This is a genomic window from Nonomuraea mangrovi, from assembly GCF_042681425.1.
GTDB lineage: Bacteria > Actinomycetota > Actinomycetes > Streptosporangiales > Streptosporangiaceae > Nonomuraea > Nonomuraea mangrovi.
Genome location: NZ_JBHUFV010000036.1, coordinates 154,974 through 180,696 on the forward strand (window position 1 = coordinate 154,974; position 25,723 = coordinate 180,696).

Here is a 25,723-nt window from a genome sequence, read left to right on the forward strand (position 1 = left end):
GTGACGACGGCTCTGGGAGGGCGGCCCAGGCCTCGGCAGGCTTACCCACGTGACGGACGTGATGCGGCTGACAGCCGTGAGCAAGGTGTACGGCAGCGGCGAGCGCGGGGTGGCGGCGCTGCGCGAGGTGAGCGCCCAGATCCCTCAGGGGACCTTCACCGCGGTGATGGGGCCCTCGGGCTCCGGCAAGAGCACTCTTCTGCACTGCGCGGCGGGACTCGACCGGCCGACCTCCGGCTCCGTCCTGATGGGCGGGACGGAGCTGACCTCGTTGAGCGAGACACGGCTGACCCTGCTGCGGCGGCAGCGGATCGGATTCGTCTTCCAGTCCTTCAACCTGGTGCCGTCGCTGACCGTGGCGGAGAACGTGACGCTGCCACTGAAGTACGCGGGCGTGCGGGTGGATCAGGGCTGGCTCGAACACGTCCTGCACCGGGTGGGATTGAGCGAGCGGGCCGGGCACCGGCCTGGTGAGCTGTCCGGCGGGCAGCAGCAGCGGGCGGCGATCGCGCGGGCCCTGGTGGCACGCCCCGAGCTGGTCTTCGGCGACGAGCCGACCGGGGCGCTCGACACCGTGTCCGCGCGGGAGGTGCTGCGGCTGCTGCGCGAGAGCGTGGACCAGATGGGCAGGACGGTCGTCATGATCACCCATGACCCGGTGGCGGCGGCCCACGCCGACGCCGTGCTGTTCCTGGCCGACGGCCGGATCGTGGACCTCGACCACAGCCCCACCGCCGACGGCGTCGCCCGGCGCATGGCACACCTGGGAGCCTGGGCATGAAAATCGGAACCTTCGTCGCTCTTGCTCTCGGCACCCTGCTCTTCGCCACCACGGGGCTCGTCCTCGCCGCGGCGATCACCGGAGGGTCAGGAACACCGGGACGCTACGCCCACGCGCCCGCCGTCGTCGTGACGGCCGGAGACCTGGCCGAACCTGGCCACGTGAACTTCCCAGGCGGCGTGCCGGACCGCACCTTCTACGCCCAGCTCAAGGGCGGTCCCACCGAGCAGATCGGCCGTCCGTGGAGCGCGGCGGCGTTCTCGGGACACCGCCTGACCGCCGGGCGCGCGCCCGCGAACGACAACGAGATCGTCGTGCCCGGCGGCTCGGCCGGCCGGCGCGTGACGGTGCTGACGGCGGCCGGCTCCCGCCCGTACACCGTGTCCGGCGTGACCGTGCCGGTCGGCTTCGAGTCAGCGGTGTTCTTCTCCGACGCCGAAGCCGCCCGGCTGTCGCCGCGTGTCGATGCTGTGATCCTCACCGAGCCACCGCACTCGGTCCCTGCCGGGCTCAAAGTACTGACCGGTGACGACCGCGCGCTCGCCGACCCGCACGCCCGGCGCGACGCCGCGGCCCTGGTGGGACTGACCACGATCATGGGGATGGCCACGGCGGTGGCCGCGTTCGTGTCGGTGTTCGTCGTGGCCTCCACGTTCGCCTTCTCGGTCACGCAGCGCCGTAGGGAGCTCGCGCTGCTGCGCTTGGCCGGCGCCACTCCTTCACAGGTCACCAGCACGGTCCTACGCGAGGCCGCGAGGATGGGGGTCGTCGCCTCCGCCGCCGGTTGCGCACTGGCACTGCTCGCGGCCCCCGCGCTGGCGCGGCTGCTGGCCGCCGCGGGCGCGGCGCCCACGTGGTTCACCGTGTCGCCCTCGCTCGCCTCCCTTCTGGTCCTGCTCGTCGCGTTCGGCGCGGGCGTCGCGCTGGCGGCCGTGGGCTCCGGCGCCGCCGCCGTACGCGCCGGGCGCGTCCGCCCGACCGAGGCGCTGCGCGACGCCGAGGTGGACCAGCGGGCGATGACGCCGTTCCGCTGGCTGGGCGGCATGGCAGCGCTGGCCGCCGCAGCCGGTGCGCTGGTCCTGACATTCGCGCTGCCCGGCCCCTACGGTGCCGAGCTGGCCAGGTACACCGGCCCCGCCCTCATCGTGGCGCTCGCGCTGCTGTCCCCGCTCACCATCCGCCCTCTCACACGCGTCCTTGTCCCCGGGGGCCTGCTCGTCCGCGCCAACACCCTCGCCTCCGTACGGCGGGCCGCAGCCGTCACCGCCCCGGTCCTGCTGACCGTGGGCCTGATGAGCTCCCTCTGGGGCACCGCCGAGGCCGCCAACGCCGCCGGTTCCAGAGCCGCCCGCCACGAATACGGCTCCGCCACCTCCGTGGTGCTCCCAGCCGGGACCCCAGGCCTCAACCGCGAGGTCACCGACAAGCTCGCCGGCCTCGACGCGCTCACCGTCGCCTCCACCACCATCTACGCGGTGCCCGAGGCAGGCATCCTCTACGGCCCGTCACCCGAACCGATCCCCTTCGACGCCCGCGCCGTCAACCGCGCCGACCTGCTCGACCTGCCCGTGCTCTCCGGCCGGCCCGCAGACCTGGACGACTCTTCCATCGTCGTGGACGAGACCCTGGGCCGCGACGTCGGCGACAAGGTGCGCGTGCTGCTGGCCGACGGCCGTCCCGTGACACTGCGCGTTGTGGCCGTCACCGAGCTCGGCGTCGCCGGCGGCGGCGCCCTCGTCACCACCAGGCACGCGGGATCCTCCCTCCCCACCGCCGCGTACGTACGCGGCAATCTGCCCGCCGACCTGCTCCACGACCTTCCCGTGACCGTCCTGCCCCTCTCGCAGTGGTCCGCGGCGAGCGACGCCTACCGTGCCGGGCAGGTACGGCTGGCGCTGCTCGTCGTCGGCGGCGTCGCCGTGCTCTACACCGGAGTGGCCGTCGCCAACATGCTGGTCATGTCCACCCGGCGACGCTCCAGGGAACTGGCGCTCCTCCGCGCCGCCGGCGCCACCCCCGGCCAGGTCCTGCGGATGGTCGCCGCCGAGGCGGCCCTCGTGGTGACCGTCGGCGCGCTGCTGGCCGGCATCGTCACCCTCGTGACGTCGGGAGGGCTGTGGATGGCACTGAACCGGGTCGCGGAAGGCACCCCCTGGTCGTTCCCGGTAGCTCCCTTCCTGGCCGCAACCGCCGCCTGCCTGCTGGTCGCCCTTCTCTCCGCAGTGCTCCCGGCCGCCGCGGGGGCCCGATCGCTGCCAAGGCCGGGCGAGTGAGCGACAGCCAGTCGTACCGGGCGCAAGCCGAAGGGCAGCGCGGCCCGCTGTCAGCCGCCGGACCATTGCGGCAGTGACCGCCCTGGAACACGCTCGTATGCGGCCGGGTGAGGTGGCTGCGGCGTTACCTGCCCGGACGCAGGTGGTCAACCCCGGCACTCTCGACCGGATCGCGCCGACCTGCATGGGCCCTGAGTGGTGTGGAGACAAGCCCTCGGCGACTGGCCCCACGGCGCATGCCCGGATCGCGCCGCTGGACCCTGTCGGCGCGCTCCAGCGTCAGCTCGTCGAGAACCGAGGGGTGAAGATGTCGAACGTTCACACCACAACCCTTGATCTGCCTGAATGCCTCGGTCAGCCCTGGCACCCCGCTTGATCATTTCGCGTATATAGTTCGCGCCGGTCGAGTCGTCGCGTCGTTTTCGAGGGCGGATGGGACGGGTGTCACCCGTTCCATGCCTGGCACGTGTTGTGCGCACGATGGCAGAGGACGGGGAGTCTGCTCATTTCGTCCAGCACCACGCGATCGCCCAGCGGCTTGTTGAGCCTGATGACGTCCTGGCCGGACTTGCCGACGCCTGCGCAGGGGCCGTAGCCCCGATAGGGGATCTCGAGTCCCAGGACCACCACATCTGACTTCTCGCTGGCTCGTATGGTGACGTCGAACGGTTCTTCACCGACGCAAAAGCCGTAGCCGTAGTCCACCTGTAACGTGCGTTCGTCGAGCACTTCGAAATCTGTGATCCCGTCGCCTGAAAGAGGTTGGCCCACAGCGCCTTCGATGGTGCCGATCGCCTTCTGATCGACCGCGACGTGGTCGATCGGGCCAGGGAGGTTCGAGAAGTGCAGCCGCCAGGCGGGTACTGTCGCCATGCCGCGTGAGGTCTTCAGCCGCATGGTCGTGAAGGTGGCGCCGGTCAGCTTGTATTCCTTGTCGTCAGGAAAGGTGTTCTCCTCAGGCCAGGGTGACAGAGCCAGCAGCGCGTTTCGCGGCCCGATCAGGGGGACCCGCGTCGTGGACCCGTTGTCCCAGCGGATCTCCGCCCCGGCCGGCGGCGCGGGCAGCGGTCCGGCCACAACCCAGCCGTGCTCTTCATAATCGATCTGCTCGCTCACCTCCCGGGACATCCTGCTCAGGTCCTCGAGCGGGACGAAACCCTCACGCCAGATCTTCGCAGCACCGCTTGTCCGCCAGGTCGAGACGGCTTGTGCGACGTTTCCTTCAAACGTCGGCCCCAACAGAGCTGAGCTGTCACCGAGGAGCAGCACCACCGCCAGAAGCGTCGCACCTAATCGCACCATGTGTCGATCTTGACATAATGCCGGTTCCGACACCGACTTCAGACGCCTGACCTACCAGCCTGGCAGGCCGCTGGTGCTGGAGCTGGCTCCTCTGCACGGTGATCAGCCACGACTCTCGGTGGGCCAGGGGTGAGGAACAAAGCCCTGGCCCACCGATCGCCCCCACCACGTACGGCGGCCAGCCAGGCAGTGGCGATCGTGAGAGCGGCATCTGTGCGGCGCGCACGATAACTCCGCTAGGACGTTGGTCTGTATCGCGGCTGACTCTAACGCCTCGAGACCTTGCGGCGTTTCAATTGTCCAGCGTTGATTCACGGCCTGTGGGCGGATCCCCGCCACGGGCACGACGCTCCGTTGGGGCACCCAACTCGACATCCGCCCGATCACCATGACCGGCGACCTCTCCGAACAAGCCGTCGCCGCCTACATCGCCAAGTACGCCACCAAGGCCGCCGAATGCGTCGGCACCCTCGATCGCCACATCAACCCGCTCGACGACCTGGCCGCCCTGCCCATCCGGGACCACGCCCGCCGCCTGATCGCCGAGTGCCTCGCCTTGGGCGGCCGCGACGACCTGGCAGGGCGTGTCGTGGACCTGGGCGGCGGTTCCACCGACGTCCACAGGTATCAGAAAGCCCTGCTCAAAGCCATCACGTACTTGATCGTCTTCTGTGGATGTCCACTCGCGTCCAGGGACGGTGTTAGCACTTCCGTTAGCAAGGTCACCCGCAGTGCAAAGGCTCTGTCGGACCCGATCGCTACTCTCCCGCACATGGCAGTTCCCGAGATCATTCCCATCAGCTACGAACCCGACTACCGCACCGACACCATCGGCCATTGGGAGGGCGGGCAGTTCCTCGGCTCCGTCGTCGCCGCCTTCCCAGAGGGCTACACGCACGCCGACGACTGGCAGGCGCACAAACGCTGGCACGCCGTCCTGCACACCTTCGACGCCGCTGGCCACCACCTCGACTCCCGCATCGAGCGCACCGGGACCGATGACAACTACCGGGCCGCCGTCGACGCAGCGCAGCAGCGGCTGAAGCAGTGGCTCAATGCCCTCCCCGGCCTCCGCTTCGGCGACATCGCCATCCGGCCCTTCCGCCACGAAGTCGACGACGTGCTCTTCGGTCTCGTCATCGAGACCTTCGAAGGCACCGAGCACGCCGAGCTCTACCCGGACGACCTCGGCTTCTACGAACCCTGGGACGGCTCGTACGACACGTAGGGAAGGGCAGATACCTCGTCAGTGGCATCTCGCCCTGCTCAGGTGGTGGTTGCGGGTCGGTGGCGTGTGATCGCGTAAGGCGGGGTTGCTGTATGGGGCTCCGCTCGGCGTGCTCCGGTGCTGCTGCCACCAGATTCACCGCTTGGGTGGAAGGATCGGCAGCGGTCTTCTGGCCTCTCAATCGGCGGCAGACGGATACCGGGATGCCGCAAGGTCTTCGGCAAGATCCTTCAAGGTGAGGTCGGCGTTCAGCGCGGTGACCACCGTCTGCGTCAGCGGACGCAGGGCATGGACGTGCCGCACCGCGTCGAGGTCTACGGGCACTTCGTAGTAGTCCTCGGCGAACCACCGGAACGCCTCCGCGGACGGATCGACGAGCAGCCCGAACAGGTGCGCCGCTCCGTCGGGATCGCTCTCACCGTCCGGATACTCGATCTCACCCGCCCGCCAGCGGTCGTCGCCGGCCTCGCGCCACAGGCAGGCGGTCACGATCGGCATGCCGTCCTCGTCGCAGAACGCGGGCTCTTCGACGCAGTGGCGGAAGATGTCGGGGACCGAGTCGAGCACCCCCGGCCACGGTCCGTCGTTGTTGTACGGACTCATCACCGCCTCGTGATCGAAGCCGCGGATGTACGCACCCGCCGCTGAGAAGACGATGGAGTACTCATCTCCAGAGCCGTTGCGCATGGAGGCCATCTCCTCCCTCGGGCTCCAACCCGCGTCGAAGGAGTGGTAGCGGCTCGCCCACTCCGGGCTCAGGATGGCCTCCAGCACCGCCATGGACCGGCACAGGTCGCGGAGCATCGGGACACCGGGCAGCAGACGGGCCACATCATGAGCAGTCATACGCCCATCCAATCGAACGCCAGTGACTGAATCGTCCCGGGTTTCGAGGACCTTGCTGTGTCCTGAGTGTGCCCTGCCCTCGTAGATCTGGGTGATCTCCGGCTCGCGATGCGATCACCTGCGAAGACAGCTCGACCATGCGGCTGAGCAGCGGCTACGTATGTGGACGTCTCACACCACTTCTCGCTGGTCCCGGTGCTCCTACGGAACGGCGACGGAACAAGGGCAGAGCACGGGGGCGGTCTGCGCCGCATCTTGGTGAGCGCCTGCTTGCAAACGGGAGCCAGGCACGACGTAGAGGGCTTCTCGCCCTGGCCAGATGGCAGCTGCGCTCTGGTGGCGTGTGATCGTGTAAGGCAGGGTTGCTGTATCCGCCTGCTGTACACAGCACCCGGCTCCGGTGGCGACACCGCCTCGGCGGCCTGCGACGCCGTTACCGATGCGGACGGGGGGAACCGCTGTAGCCCTCGCGGACCCGTACCAGAGTGGAACTCTGGCGACCACGTAGGAGAGCGTGTCCGAGGGGCGTGTTGAACCGTTCACCTATCTCGCTGACCAGGAGAAACGCTGGCTTGAGCTCGATGAGTAACGTTGCGGCGGCTCCCGCCAGGCGCGCTTCTGCGGACACGGCGTGATCGGGAATGCCGTAGCGTCGAGCCCTGCCGTAAGGCGATCTTGATAGCAGTTCCTCAAGGAGAGGATGGCATGACGGCGTTCGATCAGGCCGAGCGTCGGTCCTGGGCGGGACAGGCTACTGCCTACGCGAGCAGTTTTGCCAAGCTCTGCGCGTATCCGGTGCCTTGGGTGCTCGATGCCGCTGAAGTCTGTGCGGGAACTCGGGTGCTCGATGTGGGGACCGGCACCGGAACCGCTGCTCTGGCTGCCTGTGAGCGAGGAGCGAGAGTGACTGCCGTGGATGCTGAGGCAGGCATGGTTGCCCTCGCCGCACGGGCTGCATCCGCAATCGACGTGCGGCTCGCCGCCCTGCCCCACTTGCCCTTCGGGGATCACGAGTTTGATGCCGTGATCGGCAATTTTGTACTCAACCATGTCGGGCGTCCACGAGATGCCGTAGCGGAGTTGCGGCGAGTGACGCGCCCAGGCGGACGCATCGCTGTGACCATCTGGGCGGTCCCTGGCGCTCCCGGACAAGCACTGCTTGGTCAAGCTGTTCAGGCAGCAGGGGTTGCTCGTCCTGCTCACCTGCCCGCTCTTGCTCCTGAGGATGACTTCCCTCGCACGGAACATGGCTTCGCCGCACTGTTGAGTGAGATGGGCCTGGCGGACGTCTCCTGCGACACTCTTACTTGGAATCACCGGACGACCCCAGATGAGTGGTGGAGCGGTCCGGCCGCTGGCGTGGCGACGATTGGGCAGATCGTGAGGAGTCAGCCCAATACGATCATCATGGAAATCAAGGGCCACTACGACGCGTTGAGCGCGCAGTTCGCTGACCCGGATGGTGTATTGATGCTCCCCCACGCGGCACTGATGGCGCATGGTCGGGTGTGAAGGACGAACGACCTTGGCCCCGTGGCCCTGGTCTGCTCGGCTCGTCCCGGGTCGATGGCGGGCGGGATGGTCAGGTCTCCACCTCAGCCACCTGCGCCCCCAGGCACCCGACGCAGCGATCATCCCGGAGCCGGAGCGCCCCGCCAGAGGCATCGAAACCTCAACTTGAGGCACTAGCGCGACTTGGGACAAGTGAAGCTAGATCAACTGGCGGTGCGATCGTAGAGTACTTCCTTGTCCTATCGATCACTGGAGTGAAGCGCGAGGATCATTTGGTCAAGGGCGTGATGTTCGATTTCTCCGGGACGCTCCTGAGGATCGAGCCCATAGAGCAATGGCTGCGGGGTGCTCTGGATGACAGCGGCCGGCTTGTCCGCGACGACGCCGAGGTCACGGCGTGCGCTGACCGTCTGCGGCTCATGGGTGCCCAGCCCGGCGGTCCTGTGCCCCACGTGGTGCCCCAGCACCTGGCCGATCTCTGGCGTGATCGCGACCTAACCGGTGTGCATCATCGGGCCTGCTACACCGCGCTGGCACGAGAAGCCCAGCTTCCTGACCCTGCCCTGGCCGAAGCTCTCTACGAGCGAACTTTTCATCCGATGGCTTGGCAGCCCTACCCGGACACTGTGCACGTCCTCAGAGAACTGCGCCAGCGCGGAGTGCCTACGGCGGTTGTCAGCAACATCGGATGGGACCTGCGCCCTGTATTCAAGTTTCACGGCTTAGCCCAGTACATCGACTTCTTCGTGCTCTCCTACGAGATCGGTGTGATGAAGCCTGATCCCCGGATCTTCCACGTCGCTTGCGATGAGCTTGGACTTGCGCCCGACAGTGTTCTGATGGTCGGTGACGACCGTGATGCTGATACTGGTGCCGCCACACTTGGCTGCCCTGTGCATCTTGTCGAGCCGCTACCTGTCAGCGCTCGCCCGGACTCCCTTACGCGTGTTCTCGATCTGCTCGGGGATGGCTACCGCTAATCCTTCGGCTACATGGAGCGCCGAGACGTTCGGTCGGTGTTGCCGACGTCGTGGCGGTGCGCCGCCGAGGTCGGTTGGTTTGCTGGGCGGGGCGGGCGCGCGCGCCGTGGGCAGGGTAGGCGCGAACCGCCGCCGCCCGGGACCGGCCCCCAGGTCAGAGGGTGGTGGGATGGTGGCCGAGGTGAGCCCGCGTGTGGGGACGTTGCTGTCAGCACTGCTGTCACCGCCCCGCCGGAGCCTGCCGAGGACGTTCCAGTCTGTAGGACCATGTCCCCATGTCAGTGACCGAGTTCGCCGGCGTGGCCGAGGACCAAGATCGTGGCGTCACCCCCAGGGCAGGGCTGTACGAGTTCTGGACCGCAGAAGACGCCCACATCTACCTCCACGACACCGACTTCAGACGCCTGACCTATCAGCCCGGCCAGCCGCCGGTGCTGGAGCTGGAGTTCGTCTACGACCCGCAGTGGACTCCACCCGAGCTGTCGGGGACGCCCGCCGTGGTCTTCCGGTTCGAGGATGTACGCCTCGTCGAGTGGTGTGAGGACCAGGAGGGGCATGACTGCGTGGCCACCCACCCAGATGCTCCTCACGGTCAGGTCAGCTGCTTCGACTGGGACGGCAGCGACCTGTTCGTATTGGACACCTTCACGTTGCGTCTGGCCTTCCGTGCGCCGCGAGTAGTGGTGACGGTGCACGCGAAGTAGAACGGGGAGCCCAACACACCTTCCCGCTTGAATCTCAGACCACTTCATTACGAGTGAGAACGAGATCGTCCACAGGTGTCCACGAACCTCCGCCAGCCCAGCTTGCGCACCACTATGAGGGCCTAGTCATCCACAGCCATCCACAAGCGTCCGCTGCCGTTGTTAGCATCCGCGTTAGCAAGATCACAGGACATGGAATCACGGGCCTGCCCCGAGGCTGGACCAACGTGAACTGCCAGATCTCCGATACAGCGCGAGATGCCAACCAGAATTGTCGGCCCTGTAGGCAATGATCGGTAACGCATGTGTCCCCATGTTGTTCAAGGAGTGCCATGACTGCTTCCGATGACGACGGATGGTGGATCGTCGGCTATGGGGGAGTCGGATGGGCAGACCTTGACCTGATCCGCGACCGGCTCGCCGCGGGCGCTGATCCCAACTCCGGCGTGAATGTCTTCGACAAACCGCTGCACGTAGCAGCTGATCGGGGATCGCCGGAAGTGGTCGCCGAGCTGGCCGCGCGCGTTGACGATGTCGATGCCGAACATCGGGGCCGTACCGCTCTCTGGATGGCTGTCTTCGAAGGACGCGACGACAACGCTCGAGCCCTCGTCGCCGCTGGAGCGGACCCGTGGCGCCTCATGATGGACGGCTGGTCCCCCGGCCGCCTCAGCCTGGCCGGACCCACACCCGACCTCTTCCCCATCCCCTCACCGGAGATCGGCCTCTCCGAGACCGAGGCCGCCGCCGCCGCAGAAGCCAAACGTCTGATCCCCGCATTGGGAGACTTCTATTACGACGGCCTGAGCCTGGCCTGCGTGGCCGGTATCAGCACAGCCGAGGCGACAGCCCGCCTGGAAGCCACACCTGCCGACGACGTGAACATCGACGCCCTGTACGAGGCCTGGTACAACGTCCCGGACGCCGACCGGATCATCGGCATCACCGACGTGCCCGGCGGCTGCGTCATCACCCAGCCCTGGGGATACACCGCCGATACTCCCGGCCTGGTCAAGCGCGTTTCGTCGGGCACGGTCTGCTACAGCCTGTACTCCAACCCCAAGGGTGGCATCAGCGGATACATCGTCCGAGACAGCACGGTCGTAACTTGGGAGGCGCACACCGCCTACATGACTCCCCCTGACGCCCCTGCTGAGGAGATCCTCGCCGCCTACCTCTACCGCAACCACCCGCCAGCGTTTTGCTGCGCTGGTGCGGACCTGCGCCTGGCCGACGCCCGGCCGATCACTGGCCCACCCGGCGCCTGGTTACGACTGCCCGAGCGGGACTGGTCGAACTGATCAAGCGGCATAGGAGTGCCCGGCTCCATGATCCGGAACCGGGCCATTATCTCGGTTGCGCAATGAGGAGATTTCGAACCTCTGACCCCTTCGATGCGAAGCTGCTTGATCGCGCCGCTCATCAGCGTCATTGACCAACTTGACCTGTGAAAACAGTCCAGCGAGATCCATGACGTCCGCGCTTGTACGCCTCGATCGTCACTCAGCTGGTCACCTACACCTACCGGTCGGCTGACACCGGCTCTTCACGCATGCCCTTGTTACTCGCCCTCGTCGGCGACCCGCGCAACAACTTCGATGACCTTCCAGAGGGCACTGTCCGATCGGCGGTAGTAGACACGGCCATCCCCATCAAGCCTCTCCTCGACCAGCATCCCAAGGTCTACAAGACGCGTGAGTTCTTGCCGTACAGCCGTGGGAGCACCACATGTACGAGGAGGCTCCGACTGATAGAAGCGCGCCTGGTCGAGCTGAAGCACCCACAGCGCCAGACGCAGGCGGGTCTCGCGGCCGAAGAGCAGGCGCCCTACTTGCCCGATGCGGAGGCATCATTTGCTCCCACCCTTGTCAGACCGCCCTTCCCAGTACCGTGCGATCCGCGGAAACCGATGCCGCATGTCGTCCCAGCTATCGATAGTCCACTGTTCGCCACGAAGTTCCGACGAATTCGTGGCGACACCTCGCGCGCCCACCTGGCTAAAGAGGTGCTCTATCTCTAAACCGGTCATGGCTTTGTATGGGTCCCAAGCCACGTAGGAGAGCTGTTCAAATTCAGGCCATTCTTCATTTGTCCACCTGCAGCCTTTGCGAGCTAGAAGGCGCAGCAGCTCTGGAACTTCGATCAGACTGTCAGGATCGGCCACAACGCGTTCAAAGGTTTCGCGTCCCAGTCCCTGGAGCCACCGCCGGAAGTACTCAAAACCATCATCGGATCCCATGCCGAAGACAGCGAAATACGCCCCCCAAAGCTCCCAGGTCGCGGCTTGTGTCTGTACCACATCAAGCCACATCTGGAAGTCGACGATCTCCTCAGCCGTACGCTCTCGCAAGTGGGCGTCCAACCAGGCTAAGCGCTTCTTCTTTGTCTTGGCGGCGCGGCCGGACTCCTCGATCAGAACCCAAAAGCCGTCTATGTCCATAAAGAAGGATCTTGACATAAAGGCTGATACTTCACCAGGCCAGGGAGTGCTCGGGTCGTTTCTATAGCTCCAGTACCGCCTGAGCAGGATGCAACCAACTGAGGTTTTCTCAATGAAGACTTGCGCCAGTACTTACATCAGCAGGCCCTATGGAGCCCTATAGACAGCCTCGCGTTGGCCTTATGGCATCGGTGAGGCACGGTCTGGACCTGCTCCGGCAGGAGTTCCCCGCGTGGGCCATCTTCCTGAGCGACGGGGGCGCGCTGTACGCAACCCGACGCGGTGTCTCCCTGACCGGCGCTCAGATCTACAAGGGCATCCACCAGACTGTCGCCGCCGACGACACCGAGACCCTTGCCCGACTCCTGCGCAAGCAAGAAGGCATGACCGATGGGTGACTACGTCGGCTACCACGGCATCCACGTCGCGCTCGGATATCCACAGTGCGCCTCCATTGAGTGGAATCCGGTGACCCCTAGAGCTGACCGCGTACGAGTGCAGGCAAGCACCTGCGGTTGCTCGCAGATCATGTACGAGTACTGCACGGCGGGCGGGCTGTTCTTCGTCCGCCGCCACGACCGGACGGGCGACCGTACGGCGGTCATGGAAAGCGACTGGCTGAATCGGCGCCTTACAGAGTCCCTGTGGCTGCGCATCCTCAACGGCGAAACGAGGTGAACCGCCGGCCAAACACGTAGCCCAGCACGCCGCGGCGTCCACAACTTCATCACCGCATCACCACAGGTCGACACCCGGCCTGCGGTTCCGCGTGCCCGCGCACTGGCAGTTTTTCTGCCAGTGGCCTACATCACCCGCCTTATCGTCGAAGCAGGCGACGACGACAAGGAGGCGGCACGTGGCAACCGAGCACCTCACGAAAGGCCAGCGCATCGCGCGGGCACGTCACCGCAAGGGCTGGGATCAGGCCGCACTCGCCGAGAAGATCGGCCGCTCCGTCTCCTGGCTGTCCAAGGTCGAGAACGAGCGGATGCCTCTGGATCGGATGAGCGTCGTGGGACAACTCGCCGAGGTCCTCGGGGTGGAGGTATCCGAGCTGACCGGCCAGCCGTACCGGCACGAGTCGGCGGATCTCGACTCCGGGCACGCCGCGATCCCAGGGCTGCGGCTCGCACTCCAGCAAGCCACGATGCCCGGCGGCGCCGCGCTCCTCGCGGGCCGTCAGCCGCGCAGTCTCGACGAGCTGGAGGCACACGTACGGCTCGCCGAACAGCTCCGCAAGCTACCGCATGCCCGGCTGCACGATCTCCGGCACATCCACGCGACCACGCTCCTCCTGGCGGGGGTGCCCGTCCACGTCGTCGCGGCGCGCCTGGGCCACGCCGACCCGTCCATCACACTGCGCGTCTACGCTCACGTGGTCCGCGCGGCGGAAGCCTCAGCGGCAGACGTCTTCGCTCAGGCGATCGGAGAGTAGCGGAAGCCAGGCTGTTAGCAGGGGCGTTAGCAAGATCCCGAGATTGTCCTGACAAGCACGAAGGCCCGCTCCAGGTTGTCCCTGGTAGCGGGCCTTTCGAGTGAGCGCGGCCGAGAGGACTCGAACCCCTAACCTTCTGATCCGTAGTCAGATGCTCTATCCATTGAGCTACGGCCGCTCGCTGCGTAAGCAAGCATAGCGGACCTGAAGCCATGCCTCGAACCAATTCGCCGCGTCATCCCCGCCGACGACCCTGTGTACAACCTTCTGTGTATCCACAGCCCACCCCCCGGTGTCATCCACACCCGCGCGACCGGTGATGAGATTGGGGGATGAGACGAGACGTCCTGGCCGCCCTGGCTGCCTTCGCCGTGGGTCTCGTCCTGCTGGCGGCCAGCGCCTACTACCACCGCGGCGGCCCCGCCTGGCTGCCGGTCGTGCCGTTGGCGCTCACCTGCGCCGGCGTGGCCGTACGGCGGGCGGCGCCGCTGGCCGCGCTGGCGTTCGGCGTGGCGGGGCTGGGCCTGGACGTCGCCTTCGCGGGCCCTTCGCTGCCCACCACGCTGATCTTCACCGACAACCTCTACTCCGCCGCCCTGTACGGCCCGGCGCGGTTGGGCAGGTGGCTGCTCTACGTCACCGCCGCTGGCGCGGTGATCATCGGCGTTGTCTTCAGCTTCACCGAGAAGAACCTGTGGAAGATCTCGGTCGTGGGCATTCAGGCAGGACTGGTGCTCGTCGTGCCGGTGACGACCGCGATGGTCCTGCGGCAGCAGCGCGACCAGGCGGCGGCCGAGCGGGCCAGGGCTGAGCAGGTGGCGCATCTGGCCGAGCTCGACCGCAACGCCGCGATCGTCGCCGAGCGCACCAGGATGGCCAGAGAACTGCACGACATGATCGCCAATCACTTCAGCGCCATCGCGATCCAGTCCACGGCGGTGCTGTCGCGCAAGGATCTCGACGCGGGGGCCGTCCAGCAGATCATGGCTTCGATCAGGGAGAACAGCGTTCAGGGCATGGCCGAGATGCGCACGATGATCGGATTGCTGCGGCAGGAGGGCGAGGACCCTGACGCGACGACGAGGCCACGGCTTCGGGATGCCGCCGACCTGGCGGAGCGGGCGCGGCAGGCGGGCGTGGAGACGCTCATGACGGTCGAGGGCACCCCGAGGGAGCTGCCCGTTTCGGTGGATCTGGCGGGGTATCGGATCGTGCAGGAGGCGTTGACGAACGCGATGAAACATGGCGGCGACCGGGCGGAGGTCACGATCACCTACGCGCCCGCGCACGTGGGAGTCGTGGTCGACAATCCGTTGAACGACGACGGCCCGGCGCTGCCCGGCTCGGGCGCTGGGCTGATCGGGATGCGGGAGCGGGCGACGCTGGTGGGCGGGCTGTTCGAGGCCGGGCCGTACGAGGAGAAACGTTGGCGCGTGCGGGCGACGCTGCCGACGAAGGAGGAGCGGTGACGATCAGGGTGCTGGTCGCCGACGACCACGCGGCGGTCAGGGCGGGGATCGTGCTGATCCTGGGCGGCACCGGTGACGTCGAGGTGGTGGGTGAGGCGGGCGACGGCGAGGAGGCCGTCGCTTTGGCACGCGACCTGCGGCCCGACGTCGTGCTGATGGACGTCAGGATGCCGAAGAAGGACGGCATCTCGGCCACCAGGGAGCTGGCCGGCGTGGCGGACGTGCTGATCCTGACGACGTTCGACGTGGACGAGTACGTCTTCGGCGCGCTGCGGGCGGGCGCGGCGGGGTTCCTGTTGAAGAACACCGACGCGGAGGCGCTGGTCGACGCGGTCCGCCTGGTGGCGCGGGGCGACGGGCTGATCTCTCCCTCCGTGACCCGGCGGTTGATCTCGGCCTTCGCCGAGCAGCCGGTACGGCGGGAGCCGCCCAAGGACCTGCTCACCCCGAGAGAGCGCGAGGTGCTCGCCTGCGTGGCCAGGGGCCTGTCCAACGCGGAGATCGCCAAGGAGCTCGACATGGCGGAGGCGACGACGAAGACCCACGTCAGCAGGGTGCTCAACAAGCTGGGCCTGAGGAGCCGCGTGCAGGCCGCCATCTACTACTCCGAGGGGAGCTGACGGCGGCCCGCCGCGGGATCGGCCGGCTATTCGGCGACGGGCACGTAGAGCAGCAGCGCCTCCGCGACGCAGACGGGACGGCGCTCGCCTTCGAGCTCGACGGACACCTTGACGGTGGCCAGCTGGCCCGCCGGGCTGTTCTTGATGTCGACCAGTTCGCCGCTGGCCCGCACCCGCGACCCGACGGGCACGGGCTTGGGGAAGCGGACCTTGTTGAGCCCGAAGTTGACCGCCATCTCGATCTGGCCGACGGTCATCAGCTCGGTCAGGAAGGAGGGCAGCAGCGACAGCGTCAGGAACCCGTGGGCGATCGTCCCGCCGAAGGGTGTCTCCTTGGCCCTTTCGGGGTCGACGTGGATCCACTGGTGGTCGTCGGTGGCGTCGGCGAAGAGGTTGACCTGGTCCTGAGTGATCGTGCGCCACTCGGTCGGGCCCACCGTCTCGCCGGCCGCCGCCTTCAACTCCTGCACGTTCGCAAAGCTCCGCATGGGTCGAACCCTATTGCGCGGCCGCGAGGTTGACCATTCGGAACGCGTCCGGCTTGTCCCCCTTTGTGGCTCCCCAGTACAGGATCGTGCTGGGCGCCGAGGAGGTGCCGACGCCGCTCCAGTTGCCGGGGTTGTCCGGCAGGGTGATCGTCTCGCCGGTCTCCAGGTCGCGGACGGTGTCGCCGAGGAACACGTACCTGTCGAGGACAGGGTAAGGCGACAGGCCGGAGAGGAACCCGTCGAACGGCTTGACGTCGGACCCGTCCAGCCGCTGGCTGAGCCCGTCTCCCAGGCACCAGACGGGTCCGCAGCGCAGTCTCTTGGCGTCCGGAGAAGCGGTGACCTGCCGCGTCTCGCCGGTCTCCAGGTTCACTACCTTCGTCTGGTTCGCGCTCGTCCCGCCTTCGCGCGAGGCGGCGTCGCCCGCCCACGGCCAGCTGATCAGGTGCAGGCCGTCGGCGATCTTCTCGGGGTCGCCTCCTGCCTGCGGCAGGCGCCACACCGTGCCGTCCAGCTCCGACCAGTAGATGTGCTCGCCTTTCACCGCGATGGCCTCGATCCCCATGTGCTCGCGGGTGAAGGTGGCGACCATGCGCGCCTGACCGCCGGCCAGCGGCACCGTCCAGATCTCCCGCACCTTGTCCGCGTTCACCCACCAGACGATGCTCTTGTCGTCGAAGGCCGCGTCCTGCGGGTAGTAGCGCTTCAGTCCCGGGGTGGCCGGCACGTCGGTCACCTTGCGGAACGTTCCCGTCTCGCTGTTGTAGACCTCGATCGCGCCCGCCTTCTCGAACGCCGCTTCCGCGTTGAGCAGCACCTCGGTCGGGCTGATGCCGGTGATGGGGCGGTATCTCCAGCCGTCGGCGTTCTTCGCGGGCATCGTGAACAGCGCCTTCGGCCAGGCCTGCCCGATCGGCTTCCCGCCGACCTCCCGCGGTGGGGTCTCGACGTCCGTCTCCATGCTCGCCACCGCGTCGCCAGGGCTCTCCGAGACCGGAGATGCCACGCCGCCTTCGCCCCCGCTGGAGAAGACGCCTCTGGCGATCGCGGTGCCGGTGCCCGCCACGCCGATCACGGCCGCGACGGCCAGCGCCGCGCCCATCCATCTCCGCTTGGTACGGCGGCGCCGCCGTACCGTGATCGCCGCCGTCAGGTCTCGCTGCGGCGCGGACTCGGCCGCCTCCCGCAACGCGCGGACCAGATCTTCCTCAGTCCTCATCACGCTTTCCCCTTTTCGAGCACGCCAGGACTGACGCGGAGTTTCTCCAGCGCGCGTGAGGCCTGGCTGCGCACGGTGCCCCGTGAGACGCCGAGGATCTCGGCGATCTCCTGATCGGACAGGTCCTCGTAGTACCGCAGCACGATCACCACGCGCTGCCTGCGAGGCAGCGCGCGCAGCTCGTTCCACAGCTCTCCGAAGGAGTGACTGTCGTGGTAGGAGCCCTCGGGAAGGTCGTCCGTGAGGTGCTCTCTGCGGCGCCTGCGCCACCAGCTGACGTGCTGGCGGGCCATGATCGTGCGCACGTACCCCTCGGGGTTGTCCTTGTTGCGCACGCGCGTCCAGGTGTCGCCGAGCTTGAGCAGGGCTTCCTGCACGAGGTCGGCCGCGTCCTCGGCGTTGCCGGAGAGCACGTAGCCGTACCTCAGCAGCGCCTGGCCCCTGGCGCGGACGAATTCTTCGAACTCCACGTACCGGGGACGCTCGGGGGGCTCAGGCTGTTGCAAAGATCTTTACTCGAATCTCTCGCGCACGTGTTCGATGGCGCGCTACAGTTCTCGGGAGGCTCTCGAACAGAGGTTCGGCCAGGTGGGAGGGGGTGCCATGCTCGTCCAGACACGCCGTAGGTGTTTCTTCCCAACTCTAAGACGGCCGCTATACCCGGTTATAAAGTCCGAGAGCGTGGATCCTGTGCGCAATCCCTACGCCCCTGGCGCCGGACAGCGCCCGCCCGAGCTCGCCGGCCGCGACCGCGAGCTGCAGCAGTTCGAGGTCGTGCTGGAGCGGGTGGCCCGGGGCCGCCCCGAGCGCAGCATGGTCGTGACCGGTCTGCGTGGCGTGGGCAAGACCGTCCTGCTCAACACGTTCAAGTCCATGGCGATGCAGCGGCTGTGGGGCACCGGCAAGATCGAGGCCAGGCCCGACCAGTCGATCCGCCGTCCTGTCGCCGCCGCTCTCCACATGGCGGTGCGCGAGCTGGCGCCGAGGCACCGCGCGCCCGAGCGCATCGAGGAGTTCCTCGGGGTGCTGAAGGCGTTCGCGATGCGCGATCCCGCCGCGGCCAAGGGCACCTCCCACTGGTCGCCGGGCATCGACGTGCCGGCCAGCAGAGGCCGTGCCGACTCGGGCGACCTGGAGATCGACCTGACCGAGCTGTTCGTCGACGCGGCGAGTGTGGCTACCGACCTCGGGGTCGGCGTGGCGCTCTTCATCGACGAGATGCAGGACGTGCAGGCCACCGACATCTCCGCGCTCTGCGCCGCCTGTCACGAGCTCTCCCAGACCGGCGGGCCGCTGATCGTGGTCGGCGCGGGGCTGCCCCACCTGCCGAGCGTGCTGTCGGCCAGCAAGAGCTACTCCGAGCGGCTGTTCCGCTACGCGCGCCTCGACAAGCTCGACCGCGACGCCGCCGACATGGCGCTTCTCGTCCCCGCCAGGGAGGAGGGCGTGGAGTTCACCCAGGACGCGCTCGACGCGCTCTACGAGGCGGCCGACGGTTACCCCTACTTCGTCCAGGCCTACGGCAAGGTCGCATGGGACTACGCGCCGCGCACCCCCATCACCCTCGACGACGTCAAGGTCTCCGCGCCCGAGGCCGAGGAGGAGTTGGCGGTCGGCTTCTTCGGCAGCCGTTACGAGCGGGCCACGCCCGCCGAGCGCGACTACATGCACGCCATGGCCTCGATCGGCGACGAGCCCGTGGCGACCTCCGACGTGGCCGACGCGCTCGGCCGCAAGCCGTCGAGCCTGTCGCCCGCCCGCGACAGCCTCATCAAGAAAGGGCTCATCTTCTCGGCCGAGCGCGGCCTGATCGCGTTCACGGTGCCCCACTTCGGGAGGTTCCTGCGCGCTCAGCCCATCTGACTCTCTCTAGCCGTGTCTAGAGGGGAAGCTAGGCACGGCTAGAGAGACCCATATTTCTTTGTATAACGCTGTCTAGCGTCAGGCCGATACGGCCGTATATTCCGGCATGGAGCCGGTGTCGTCCCTGCCCACCACGGCCATGCGCACGATGGGATGCCGTCCGGTGAGGTAGACGGCGAACACCACGTCGTCCCTCTCACGGTTCGCGAAGACGAAGAACCGCCAGCACAACTCCCGCCACGTGTCGTACGGCTCGGCGGAGAGCAGCTCGTCAGCGTGCGACCGCCAGGTTGCGCTCGCCTTGAGCCTGGCCAGACCGACGCTCTCGGCGGCGGGCCGCTGCTCGCACGGCGCGCGGTAGCGGATCCGGTCGACGGCCTCCTCCAGCTCGGGCGACAGGACGGCCAGCACGGCCACGCCGGCCAGCGTCCACCACGACAAGCCGGACATGCCCGTTACCGGCGCCCAGACCGACAGGATCGCCATGCCGGTCAGCACGACTGTGCGGGCGATCGAGCGCACCCCGACCGGGGTCGAGCTGACCTCGCCGAAGCAGCCGCAGCCCGCGTCGGGCCGCCGCCTGCGCAGTTCGAGCAGCACGTAGGTCGACAGCGCGAAGAACACGACGGTCCCCCACCTGAACAGCGGATGGATCGTGAGGAGCAGCCCGACGGCCAGCACCAGCTCACCCACGGCGCAGCAGACCAGCGCCGGCTTGCGCAGCGGTCCCGGCACGAGCACGGCGGGCCCGAGCCTGGTCAGCGCTCCGGGCTCGCTGTCGGTGTGGACCGTCGCCAGCTTCGCGAACGTCCCGAGCACCAGCAGCACGATCAAGATCGGCAGTTGCGATTCGAGCATGCGTGTCACCCCAATCCGACCCGGGCATTGAAGCACCCCTTGGTCAGTTCCCCACCCAGTTCCACGAACGACGAGGTCGACAGCTCCACGATGCGACCCCTTGGGGAGGTGCCGCACTCGACGCACCGATCGCAGAACCGTCCGGCCATGCAGCCGCACGCCACGATCGGCAGGCTCGCCGCCCTGTCTGTGCAGACATTACGGATGTGCAGTAACGAACCAATTGCCAGGTACGGCAGCCCGACGCACGAGACCTCGGCATCGGGACACGCCGCGTCAGAACGCTCCACCATGGGATAGGCCGCGCCGCGTTCGTCGCAGTCGAAGGCGTCGGACCAGGTGGCGGTTCCGTTGATGCGTTGCTGCGCTCCGCCGTACGCGGGGGGAGGGGTTGGTACGGCACGCGCGGGATGGCCGGGCTGCGACGTCGCGGGCAGCAGAGCATGGCCCACCCCGTCGTCGCGGATGCCGATGGCGTCGAAGAGGTAGCCCGGTTCGAGTTGGGGATGGCGCACGCGGAGGCGCCCGGTGGTCCGGTAAGGGATCACCACGCTGCGGCGTCCCCTATGGGGACCGCAGTCGAGTTCGACGTGCAGGTCACGGCGGCCTTCGATGGAAAGGATCGCGCCGGTCATGCGGGTGATGTCAGCCCAGATGCGATCGGCGACCTTTCCGTCGCGCAGCGCCCTGATCAGGACGGTGGCGCCGATGGGGAGATCGCCTGGCGCCAGGTCGCCGCCGTGCCACGCGGTCGCCCAGGGCGCGATGACCAGCCGCTCCTCGGCGCCCTGCTCGGTCTCGATGATGATCAGATGAGGGCTGACGTCGACGATCTGGCCGTTGACCGCGCGCAGTGGATCGCCGCTTTCCGGATCGGGTCCCGGGTGGCCTGCGTCGCGGCCGAGCGCCGCCGCCGCGAGGATCCGACGGCGTTCCGTGCTGTTCACTCCCCTAGCGTCACATAACTCCCGGCTCTTGCCCGCAGAGGAGAGCAAAATACACATCCTCGGTGGAACGCATTGACAACCGATGTGCGGCAGACCTTGACTGCACTTTGCTGTTGGTGGGGCGAATCCTGGATTCTGGTTCAGCCGCAATAGGGGCTCGGGCTGCGATTCTGGCGACGATGCAGATTGCCCGGCTGGATGAGGAGTTCCGCGAATACGTCAGGTCTCGCGGACCTGCGCTCCTGCGCGCCGCCCACCAGCTGACCGGGCATCCCTGCGACGCCGAGGACCTGCTGCAGACCGCGCTCGCCAAGACCTACCTGGCGTGGGACCGCATCAGAGATCACGCCGCCTTGGATGGATATGTACGGCGAGCAATGATCAATATCAACATTTCGCAATGGCGCAGGCGGAAACTGGAGGAGTTTCCCGCCGACGAGCTCCCCGACATCCCCGTGGCCTTCGAGGCTCCGTGCGAATGGGAGGAGTCGCTCGAACACGCGCTGAAAGGGCTCCCCGACCGCATGCGCGCCGCCGTCGTGCTGCGCTACTACGAGGACATGACCGAGCCGGAGATCGCCAGAACGCTCGGCATCAGCGTCGGCACGGTCAAGAGCACCGTCTCGCGCGCGGTGGCCAAGCTCAGGGACGAACTGTCTGTCCCGGCTCAATCGCCCCCGCGGTAGCGCAGGGGTGAACGACGTCTCTGATCACGCGCAGCGTGGCCAGGAACTGCTCGAGCTGCTCCTCGGTCAGCAGCCCGGTGAACGCCTCCTCGATGTCCATGAGGTGCTGGGGCAGCAGCGCCTGGAGCTTCTCCGCCCCCTTGTCGGTCAACGCCGCATACGAGGCGCGCCTGTCGGTGGCGCACGCCTGGCGCACGACGAGCCCGTCACGTTCCAAGCGATCGACGACGCGCGTCACACCACTGGTGGACAGCCCGGTCTGCGCCGCGAGGTCGCCCATCCTCAGGCTCTGCTCGGGCGAACGGGCGAGCCTGATCAGCGTTCCGAAGTCGACGTCCGACAGGCCGGACGAGGCGAGAGCGGGGGACATCCTCGCCACCAGGCCGGCGTGGACCTCCGCCAGCAACCCGAACGCCGTCAGTCGGGGGTCATCAAAGGGGATCACGTTCATATCGTAGACGACGATAGTTGACGAGGGGAATATTCCTCGTGTAGACATCTGTTGTCGCAAACATCCGCAGCGCAAACATCTCTGCCGAGGGAGAACACAGACATGAGCACTCGCACCTGGGAAGGCCTCTCCATCCCCGCCGCCGGCACCTACACCATCGACGTGAACCACACCCGCATCGGCTTCGTCGCCAAGCACATGATGGTCAGCAAGGTCCGCGGCAGCTTCGAGAAGTTCAACGGCTCCATCACGATCGCCGAGAACCCGCTCGAGTCGTCGGCCGAACTCACGATCGACGCCGCCAGCATCACCACCAACGTCGGTGACCGTGACGCCCACCTGCGCAGCGGCGACTTCCTGGACGCCGAGAAGTACCCCGAGCTCACCTTCAAGAGCACCCGCGTCGTCGGCCACAAGGGCGACGAGTTCACCGTGCTGGGCGACCTCACCATCCGTGGCGTCACCCAGGAGGTCGAACTCACCGTCGAGTACGGCGGCGTCGGCACCAACCCCTGGGGCCAGCAGGTGTGGGGCTTCTCCATCTCCACCGAGTTCGACCGCGAGGAGTTCGGCCTGACCTGGAACGCCGCGCTCGAGACCGGCGGCGTGCTGGTCGGCAAGAAGGTAAAGATCGAGGTCGAGGGCGAGGCGAACCCCGCCGCCTGACCCCTTTGTCCACAGCCCGCCGCGACCTGAGCGGGCTGTCATCCACAGGTAGCGAGCACGTTACCCACAGGCAGTGGATAACCTTGGTGACAACCCGCTGGTCAATCACTTTGCCGCGCCGCCGGAAGGCCGGTACTCTGTCCTGAGCCAGCTGGCAACCAGGAGGATTCGCCTAGTCAGGTCTATGGCGCCGCACTGCTAATGCGGTTTGGTGGCAACACCATCCGGGGTTCAAATCCCCGATCCTCCGCACATCAGAGGCCCTCGCCCGTTCTCGGGCAGAGGGCCTTTCTGATTTCCCGCCCCGTCGTAGTTGCAGACCTAGTTGCAACGGCTCAGTCCCACAGCGCGGAGGCGAGCCGTTCGCCGGCGTCCCGCATGAGCGGTGTGGACACATGTGTGTATCGCTCGGTGGTGGTGACCCAGGTGTGGCCAAGGACCTCCTGCACCACCCGGATGTTCACACCCTGCTCGATCAGGAGCGTCGCCGCCGTGTGGCGCGCGTCGTGCACGCGGACATCCCGCACGCCCGCCTGTCGAAGGATGACTTTCCAGGTCTTCCAGTCCTCTGTGCGCTCGATGGGGCTGCCATGCCGTGTCGCGAAGACGAGGTCATGGTCCTCCCACCGCTCCCCCGCTCGCAGCTTGTCCACTTCCTGAAGGTCACGATGAGCCTTGAGTTGGCCCAGGAGTTCGGGCGGACATTGGAGAGTGAGCTTGGCCTTGCCCTTTCGCTTGCGGAAGACGATCCCGCCGCCCATCCGCTTGGGGCATCTGTCCGCGTGGCCGGTACAGCCCTTCAGACACGGTCGCTTGTAGCAGGTGTGTCCAGGCTTCTTGCAATCCGGCTTGCAGGTCGAGCGGTGGCTGTGGATCGCGCACCGTTTCTTACACGGCCAGCGATGCCACTTCTGTCCACAGGCATGTGGATCGTCGCACTGGTGCTTCCACTCCTGACGCTGCACCTTGAACGGATCTTGCCGTAGGACGGGAGGGTCAGCGTGACGAACATCGAGGGCCGGTAGACCCGGCCCTGGGGGCTGATGAAGGTACGGCCCAGGGTGGTCGGCCTGCAGGTTCGCTTGGGCCGGTCGGGAGCGTCTGACGGCGCCTGGTCGAGCGGGTTCGCTTGGCGACCTGGCGACGGCCGAGGACGTTGCCGCGCATGCCCGCCTCGTTGATCTCCGCGTCGATGGCCACGGCCGCGGCGTCCCGGCCGCACGCTGCGCGTGCGGCCTGCAGGCCGTTCTCGCGCGCCCACCACTCGGGGCCGCGCATGGGATCTCACGACGTTGATGTGCGCATGTGCCCTCTATAGTCTCTCTGTGCCACGCCGCCCTATCCGAGCACTTTAGGCTGGAGTACTGGCCGTCATCGTCTCAGCAGCCCTGACAGCTTGCGGGAACGCTGGGCTGACCACGACCGCTGCAACATCGCCAGCGCCCGTGGAAGGCGCAGAGGATGGCCAACACGCATTGTTGATCACCATCCCATCGGGAGGGCCAGACCATGAGCCTTTCCCTTCTTGGGAGATCGAGGATGCGCTGAGGCAGACTCTTGCGGACGCCGGGTCGGGCGAGTTCGACGGCAACGATATGGACTTCGAAACAGGCGAGGTCACTCTCTTCATGTATGGACCGGATACCGATCTTCTATTCGCGAGTGCTGAGCCTGTCTTGAAGAGACTCGTCCTGCCGAAGGGCGTCGTAGCCATCAAGCGATACGGTGAACCGGGAGCCAGAGAAGAGCTCGTACGAATCACGTGATCGCATTCGCGCACGCGCTGTCGCCCTCACAACTCCATGCCTCCGGCGGGGCCTCGGGATCAGGGATGCTCGCGACGAGCGCCGGGGGTCAGTGGCTGAGCAAGCCTGATCGTCCCGTCACCGTCGTCCCACCCGTCAGGGGAGCGGGCCAGGGGTCTGAGGTGAGTTCACCTAAACCCCACCCTCTTTCGTACATATGCGCGATTCCCCTAGTCTGTCGCCCGGCGCAGTAGACCAAGCGACCACGGCCGGAGGCTCAGTTGGGAATCTTGTACGACTACTACCGGGCGGCTGACAGGCAGGCCGCCGTCGTCGATCCGGACAGTGGCCGAGCCGGGCGCAAGCATCCTGCATTCGACGCCGTGGAAGCTAAATGGATCGATCCCGGAATCGTCCTCGGGCAGCTCGTTGCCCTCGTCAGGGATGTTCCGTACAGCTTGGATCTCGTGCAGACGACCAGCCTCTATCCACCGCCGGAGGGCGGGCCCAAGACACTTGAGGAGTGGGAGGCGCTACCGGAAGACTCGCCGTACCAGGAGGGTCCGTGTATCGACGAGCTTCCTGCGCATGTACGTGACACGCTGGCTGGCATACCTGATTCCCGAGTGGCCGATCTTGCCGAACGGTGGGGGCGGATCGAAGAGTTCATCGCGCCACCGGACACTGGCTACCTGACGACGCTGATCACTGAGCTGAGGGATCTCGCCCAGCGAGCACAGGAGGAGAACCAGATGATCTATTGCTGGATGTGCGCCTAGACCCGAGCCGGCGTCGGCTGATCCTGTTGCAGATTGAGTTGCAATTCCAGTCCGTTCAGGGGCGTTCCAGGCAGGTCACACACCCGCAGTGGTCTGTATAGAACCGTCCCGAACGGCCTCTGAGTGCGCTTTTGGTCCGCAGGTTGCGGGTTCGAGCCCCGGGCGCCCTACCACTCCTGCCCCGGAGCTGGGCTCGCCCGGCAAAGCCCGAGTAGCCTGCACGGATGGATGCGACCGCCATGCTGGAGCGGCTACGAGAGCGCAACGTGAGCGCTCTCCTTCGAGTAGACGCCGGACGGGAAGACATTCGTCCCTGGACGTTCCATGCGACCAGCGAACCTCAGCATGAGGACGGCTATTCGTTTCGTGGTTGCGTCCACGGAAGTGGTGTACGAGTTTGACCTGCTCACAAGCGTGGCAGCCGTGAATGA

28 protein-coding genes and 2 tRNA genes are annotated in these 25,723 nt (G+C 66.9%); 19 read left to right on the plus strand and 11 right to left on the minus strand.

Annotated features, from left to right (window positions below; genetic code table 11):
• Positions 1-61 precede the first annotated feature (61 nt).
• The 3 genes from ACFSKW_RS25670 (at position 62) to ACFSKW_RS25680 (ending at position 3,430) form a co-directional block, all read left to right on the plus strand.
• Positions 62-781 (plus strand): ABC transporter ATP-binding protein, encoded by a 720-nt coding sequence (locus ACFSKW_RS25670; RefSeq protein WP_379575006.1) that lies wholly within the window; start codon positions 62-64, stop codon positions 779-781.
• Positions 778-3,054 (plus strand): ABC transporter permease, encoded by a 2,277-nt coding sequence (locus ACFSKW_RS25675; RefSeq protein WP_379574975.1) that lies wholly within the window; start codon positions 778-780, stop codon positions 3,052-3,054. Before ACFSKW_RS25670 ends, ACFSKW_RS25675 begins: the two co-directional genes overlap by 4 nt.
• Before the next feature lie 73 nt (positions 3,055-3,127).
• Positions 3,128-3,430 (plus strand): hypothetical protein, encoded by a 303-nt coding sequence (locus ACFSKW_RS25680; protein ID WP_379574976.1) that lies wholly within the window; start codon positions 3,128-3,130, stop codon positions 3,428-3,430.
• A gap of 68 nt (positions 3,431-3,498) precedes the next feature.
• Here ACFSKW_RS25680 and ACFSKW_RS25685 read toward each other — a convergent pair whose 3' ends face one another.
• The gene (locus ACFSKW_RS25685; protein ID WP_379574977.1) at positions 3,499-4,356 is read right to left on the minus strand and encodes a hypothetical protein; all 858 of its coding nucleotides are present in this window, start codon (positions 4,354-4,356) and stop codon (positions 3,499-3,501) included.
• A 328-nt stretch (positions 4,357-4,684) separates the two neighbouring features.
• Here ACFSKW_RS25685 and ACFSKW_RS25690 point away from each other — a divergent pair, with 328 nt between their 5' ends.
• Positions 4,685-5,584 (plus strand): replication initiator, encoded by a 900-nt coding sequence (locus tag ACFSKW_RS25690; protein ID WP_379575007.1) that lies wholly within the window; start codon positions 4,685-4,687, stop codon positions 5,582-5,584.
• 177 nt (positions 5,585-5,761) lie between these two features.
• Here the strand turns inward: ACFSKW_RS25690 and ACFSKW_RS25695 are convergent, their stop codons facing one another.
• Complete coding sequence (locus ACFSKW_RS25695) at positions 5,762-6,430, minus strand: hypothetical protein (RefSeq protein ID WP_379574978.1); 669 nt, start codon at positions 6,428-6,430, stop codon at positions 5,762-5,764.
• A 705-nt stretch (positions 6,431-7,135) separates the two neighbouring features.
• On the opposite strand from ACFSKW_RS25695, the gene ACFSKW_RS25700 reads away from it, so the two are divergent.
• The 4 genes from ACFSKW_RS25700 to ACFSKW_RS25715 all read left to right on the plus strand — a co-directional run bounded on the left by ACFSKW_RS25700 (position 7,136) and on the right by ACFSKW_RS25715 (position 10,927).
• Positions 7,136-7,942, plus strand: coding sequence for a class I SAM-dependent methyltransferase (locus tag ACFSKW_RS25700; protein ID WP_379574979.1), 807 nt, complete (start codon positions 7,136-7,138; stop codon positions 7,940-7,942).
• A 254-nt stretch (positions 7,943-8,196) separates the two neighbouring features.
• Positions 8,197-8,922, plus strand: a complete 726-nt coding sequence (locus ACFSKW_RS25705; RefSeq protein ID WP_379574980.1) for an HAD family hydrolase — start codon at positions 8,197-8,199, stop codon at positions 8,920-8,922.
• A gap of 275 nt (positions 8,923-9,197) precedes the next feature.
• Positions 9,198-9,626, plus strand: a complete 429-nt coding sequence (locus ACFSKW_RS25710; RefSeq protein ID WP_379574981.1) for a hypothetical protein — start codon at positions 9,198-9,200, stop codon at positions 9,624-9,626.
• Positions 9,627-9,958: 332 nt separating this feature from the next.
• On the plus strand, positions 9,959-10,927 hold the full coding sequence (locus ACFSKW_RS25715; protein WP_379574982.1) for an ankyrin repeat domain-containing protein: 969 nt from the start codon (positions 9,959-9,961) through the stop codon (positions 10,925-10,927).
• A gap of 548 nt (positions 10,928-11,475) precedes the next feature.
• Here the strand turns inward: ACFSKW_RS25715 and ACFSKW_RS25720 are convergent.
• Positions 11,476-12,066 (minus strand): DUF4240 domain-containing protein, encoded by a 591-nt coding sequence (locus ACFSKW_RS25720; RefSeq protein ID WP_379574983.1) that lies wholly within the window; start codon positions 12,064-12,066, stop codon positions 11,476-11,478.
• A gap of 191 nt (positions 12,067-12,257) precedes the next feature.
• On the opposite strand from ACFSKW_RS25720, the gene ACFSKW_RS25725 reads away from it, so the two are divergent.
• From ACFSKW_RS25725 to ACFSKW_RS25735, 3 genes are all read left to right on the plus strand, one after another.
• Positions 12,258-12,464 (plus strand): hypothetical protein, encoded by a 207-nt coding sequence (locus ACFSKW_RS25725; protein ID WP_379574984.1) that lies wholly within the window; start codon positions 12,258-12,260, stop codon positions 12,462-12,464.
• Entirely contained in the window at positions 12,457-12,744 is a 288-nt protein-coding gene (locus tag ACFSKW_RS25730) for a hypothetical protein (RefSeq protein WP_379574985.1), read from the plus strand. Before ACFSKW_RS25725 ends, ACFSKW_RS25730 begins: the two co-directional genes overlap by 8 nt.
• A gap of 178 nt (positions 12,745-12,922) precedes the next feature.
• On the plus strand, positions 12,923-13,501 hold the full coding sequence (locus ACFSKW_RS25735) for a helix-turn-helix domain-containing protein (RefSeq protein WP_379574986.1): 579 nt from the start codon (positions 12,923-12,925) through the stop codon (positions 13,499-13,501).
• 105 nt (positions 13,502-13,606) lie between these two features.
• Here ACFSKW_RS25735 and ACFSKW_RS25740 read toward each other — a convergent pair.
• Positions 13,607-13,679 (minus strand) — tRNA-Arg (locus ACFSKW_RS25740).
• A gap of 154 nt (positions 13,680-13,833) precedes the next feature.
• Between ACFSKW_RS25740 and ACFSKW_RS25745 the strand changes: the two genes are divergently transcribed.
• Positions 13,834-14,970 carry a sensor histidine kinase gene (locus ACFSKW_RS25745; protein WP_379574987.1) on the plus strand — a complete coding sequence of 379 codons (1,137 nt, stop codon included), beginning with the start codon at positions 13,834-13,836 and terminating at the stop codon, positions 14,968-14,970.
• Positions 14,967-15,590 (plus strand): response regulator, encoded by a 624-nt coding sequence (locus ACFSKW_RS25750; RefSeq protein WP_379574988.1) that lies wholly within the window; start codon positions 14,967-14,969, stop codon positions 15,588-15,590. Before ACFSKW_RS25745 ends, ACFSKW_RS25750 begins: the two co-directional genes overlap by 4 nt.
• A gap of 26 nt (positions 15,591-15,616) precedes the next feature.
• Here ACFSKW_RS25750 and ACFSKW_RS25755 read toward each other — a convergent pair whose 3' ends face one another.
• Genes ACFSKW_RS25755 through ACFSKW_RS25765 form a run of 3 tightly spaced genes read right to left on the minus strand, consistent with a single transcriptional unit; the run spans position 15,617 to position 17,767 of the window.
• Positions 15,617-16,078 carry a MaoC family dehydratase gene (locus tag ACFSKW_RS25755; RefSeq protein ID WP_379574989.1) on the minus strand — a complete coding sequence of 154 codons (462 nt, stop codon included), beginning with the start codon at positions 16,076-16,078 and terminating at the stop codon, positions 15,617-15,619.
• Between the two features lie 10 nt (positions 16,079-16,088).
• On the minus strand, positions 16,089-17,297 hold the full coding sequence (locus tag ACFSKW_RS25760; RefSeq protein WP_379574990.1) for a TolB family protein: 1,209 nt from the start codon (positions 17,295-17,297) through the stop codon (positions 16,089-16,091).
• Positions 17,297-17,767 (minus strand): SigE family RNA polymerase sigma factor, encoded by a 471-nt coding sequence (locus ACFSKW_RS25765; protein WP_379574991.1) that lies wholly within the window; start codon positions 17,765-17,767, stop codon positions 17,297-17,299. The genes ACFSKW_RS25760 and ACFSKW_RS25765 overlap by 1 nt, the downstream gene beginning before the upstream one ends.
• 211 nt (positions 17,768-17,978) lie before the next feature.
• Here ACFSKW_RS25765 and ACFSKW_RS25770 point away from each other — a divergent pair, with 211 nt between their 5' ends.
• Positions 17,979-19,160, plus strand: coding sequence for an AAA family ATPase (locus ACFSKW_RS25770; RefSeq protein ID WP_379574992.1), 1,182 nt, complete (start codon positions 17,979-17,981; stop codon positions 19,158-19,160).
• Positions 19,161-19,238: 78 nt separating this feature from the next.
• Here the strand turns inward: ACFSKW_RS25770 and ACFSKW_RS25775 are convergent, their stop codons facing one another.
• Positions 19,239-20,018 (minus strand): MauE/DoxX family redox-associated membrane protein, encoded by a 780-nt coding sequence (locus ACFSKW_RS25775; protein WP_379574993.1) that lies wholly within the window; start codon positions 20,016-20,018, stop codon positions 19,239-19,241.
• Between the two features lie 5 nt (positions 20,019-20,023).
• A complete protein-coding gene (locus ACFSKW_RS25780) occupies positions 20,024-20,965 on the minus strand; it encodes a hypothetical protein (protein ID WP_379574994.1) in 942 nt (313 codons plus the stop codon).
• A gap of 179 nt (positions 20,966-21,144) precedes the next feature.
• Here ACFSKW_RS25780 and ACFSKW_RS25785 point away from each other — a divergent pair, with 179 nt between their 5' ends.
• Positions 21,145-21,651 (plus strand): SigE family RNA polymerase sigma factor, encoded by a 507-nt coding sequence (locus tag ACFSKW_RS25785; protein WP_379574995.1) that lies wholly within the window; start codon positions 21,145-21,147, stop codon positions 21,649-21,651.
• Here ACFSKW_RS25785 and ACFSKW_RS25790 read toward each other — a convergent pair.
• On the minus strand, positions 21,608-22,102 hold the full coding sequence (locus ACFSKW_RS25790) for a MarR family winged helix-turn-helix transcriptional regulator (RefSeq protein ID WP_379574996.1): 495 nt from the start codon (positions 22,100-22,102) through the stop codon (positions 21,608-21,610). The two genes, ACFSKW_RS25785 and ACFSKW_RS25790, sit on opposite strands and share 44 nt — an antisense overlap.
• Positions 22,103-22,204: 102 nt before the next feature.
• Between ACFSKW_RS25790 and ACFSKW_RS25795 the strand changes: the two genes are divergently transcribed.
• Positions 22,205-22,768 (plus strand): YceI family protein, encoded by a 564-nt coding sequence (locus tag ACFSKW_RS25795; protein ID WP_379574997.1) that lies wholly within the window; start codon positions 22,205-22,207, stop codon positions 22,766-22,768.
• Positions 22,769-22,929: 161 nt separating this feature from the next.
• Positions 22,930-23,018: transfer RNA gene (locus tag ACFSKW_RS25800), tRNA-Ser, on the plus strand.
• 85 nt (positions 23,019-23,103) lie between these two features.
• Here ACFSKW_RS25800 and ACFSKW_RS25805 read toward each other — a convergent pair.
• The gene (locus ACFSKW_RS25805) at positions 23,104-23,421 is read right to left on the minus strand and encodes a tyrosine-type recombinase/integrase (RefSeq protein WP_379574998.1); all 318 of its coding nucleotides are present in this window, start codon (positions 23,419-23,421) and stop codon (positions 23,104-23,106) included.
• A gap of 822 nt (positions 23,422-24,243) precedes the next feature.
• Here ACFSKW_RS25805 and ACFSKW_RS25810 point away from each other — a divergent pair.
• Entirely contained in the window at positions 24,244-24,534 is a 291-nt protein-coding gene (locus ACFSKW_RS25810; RefSeq protein WP_379574999.1) for a hypothetical protein, read from the plus strand.
• Positions 24,535-24,803: 269 nt separating this feature from the next.
• Entirely contained in the window at positions 24,804-25,292 is a 489-nt protein-coding gene (locus ACFSKW_RS25815) for a hypothetical protein (protein ID WP_379575000.1), read from the plus strand.
• Positions 25,293-25,723 lie beyond the last annotated feature (431 nt).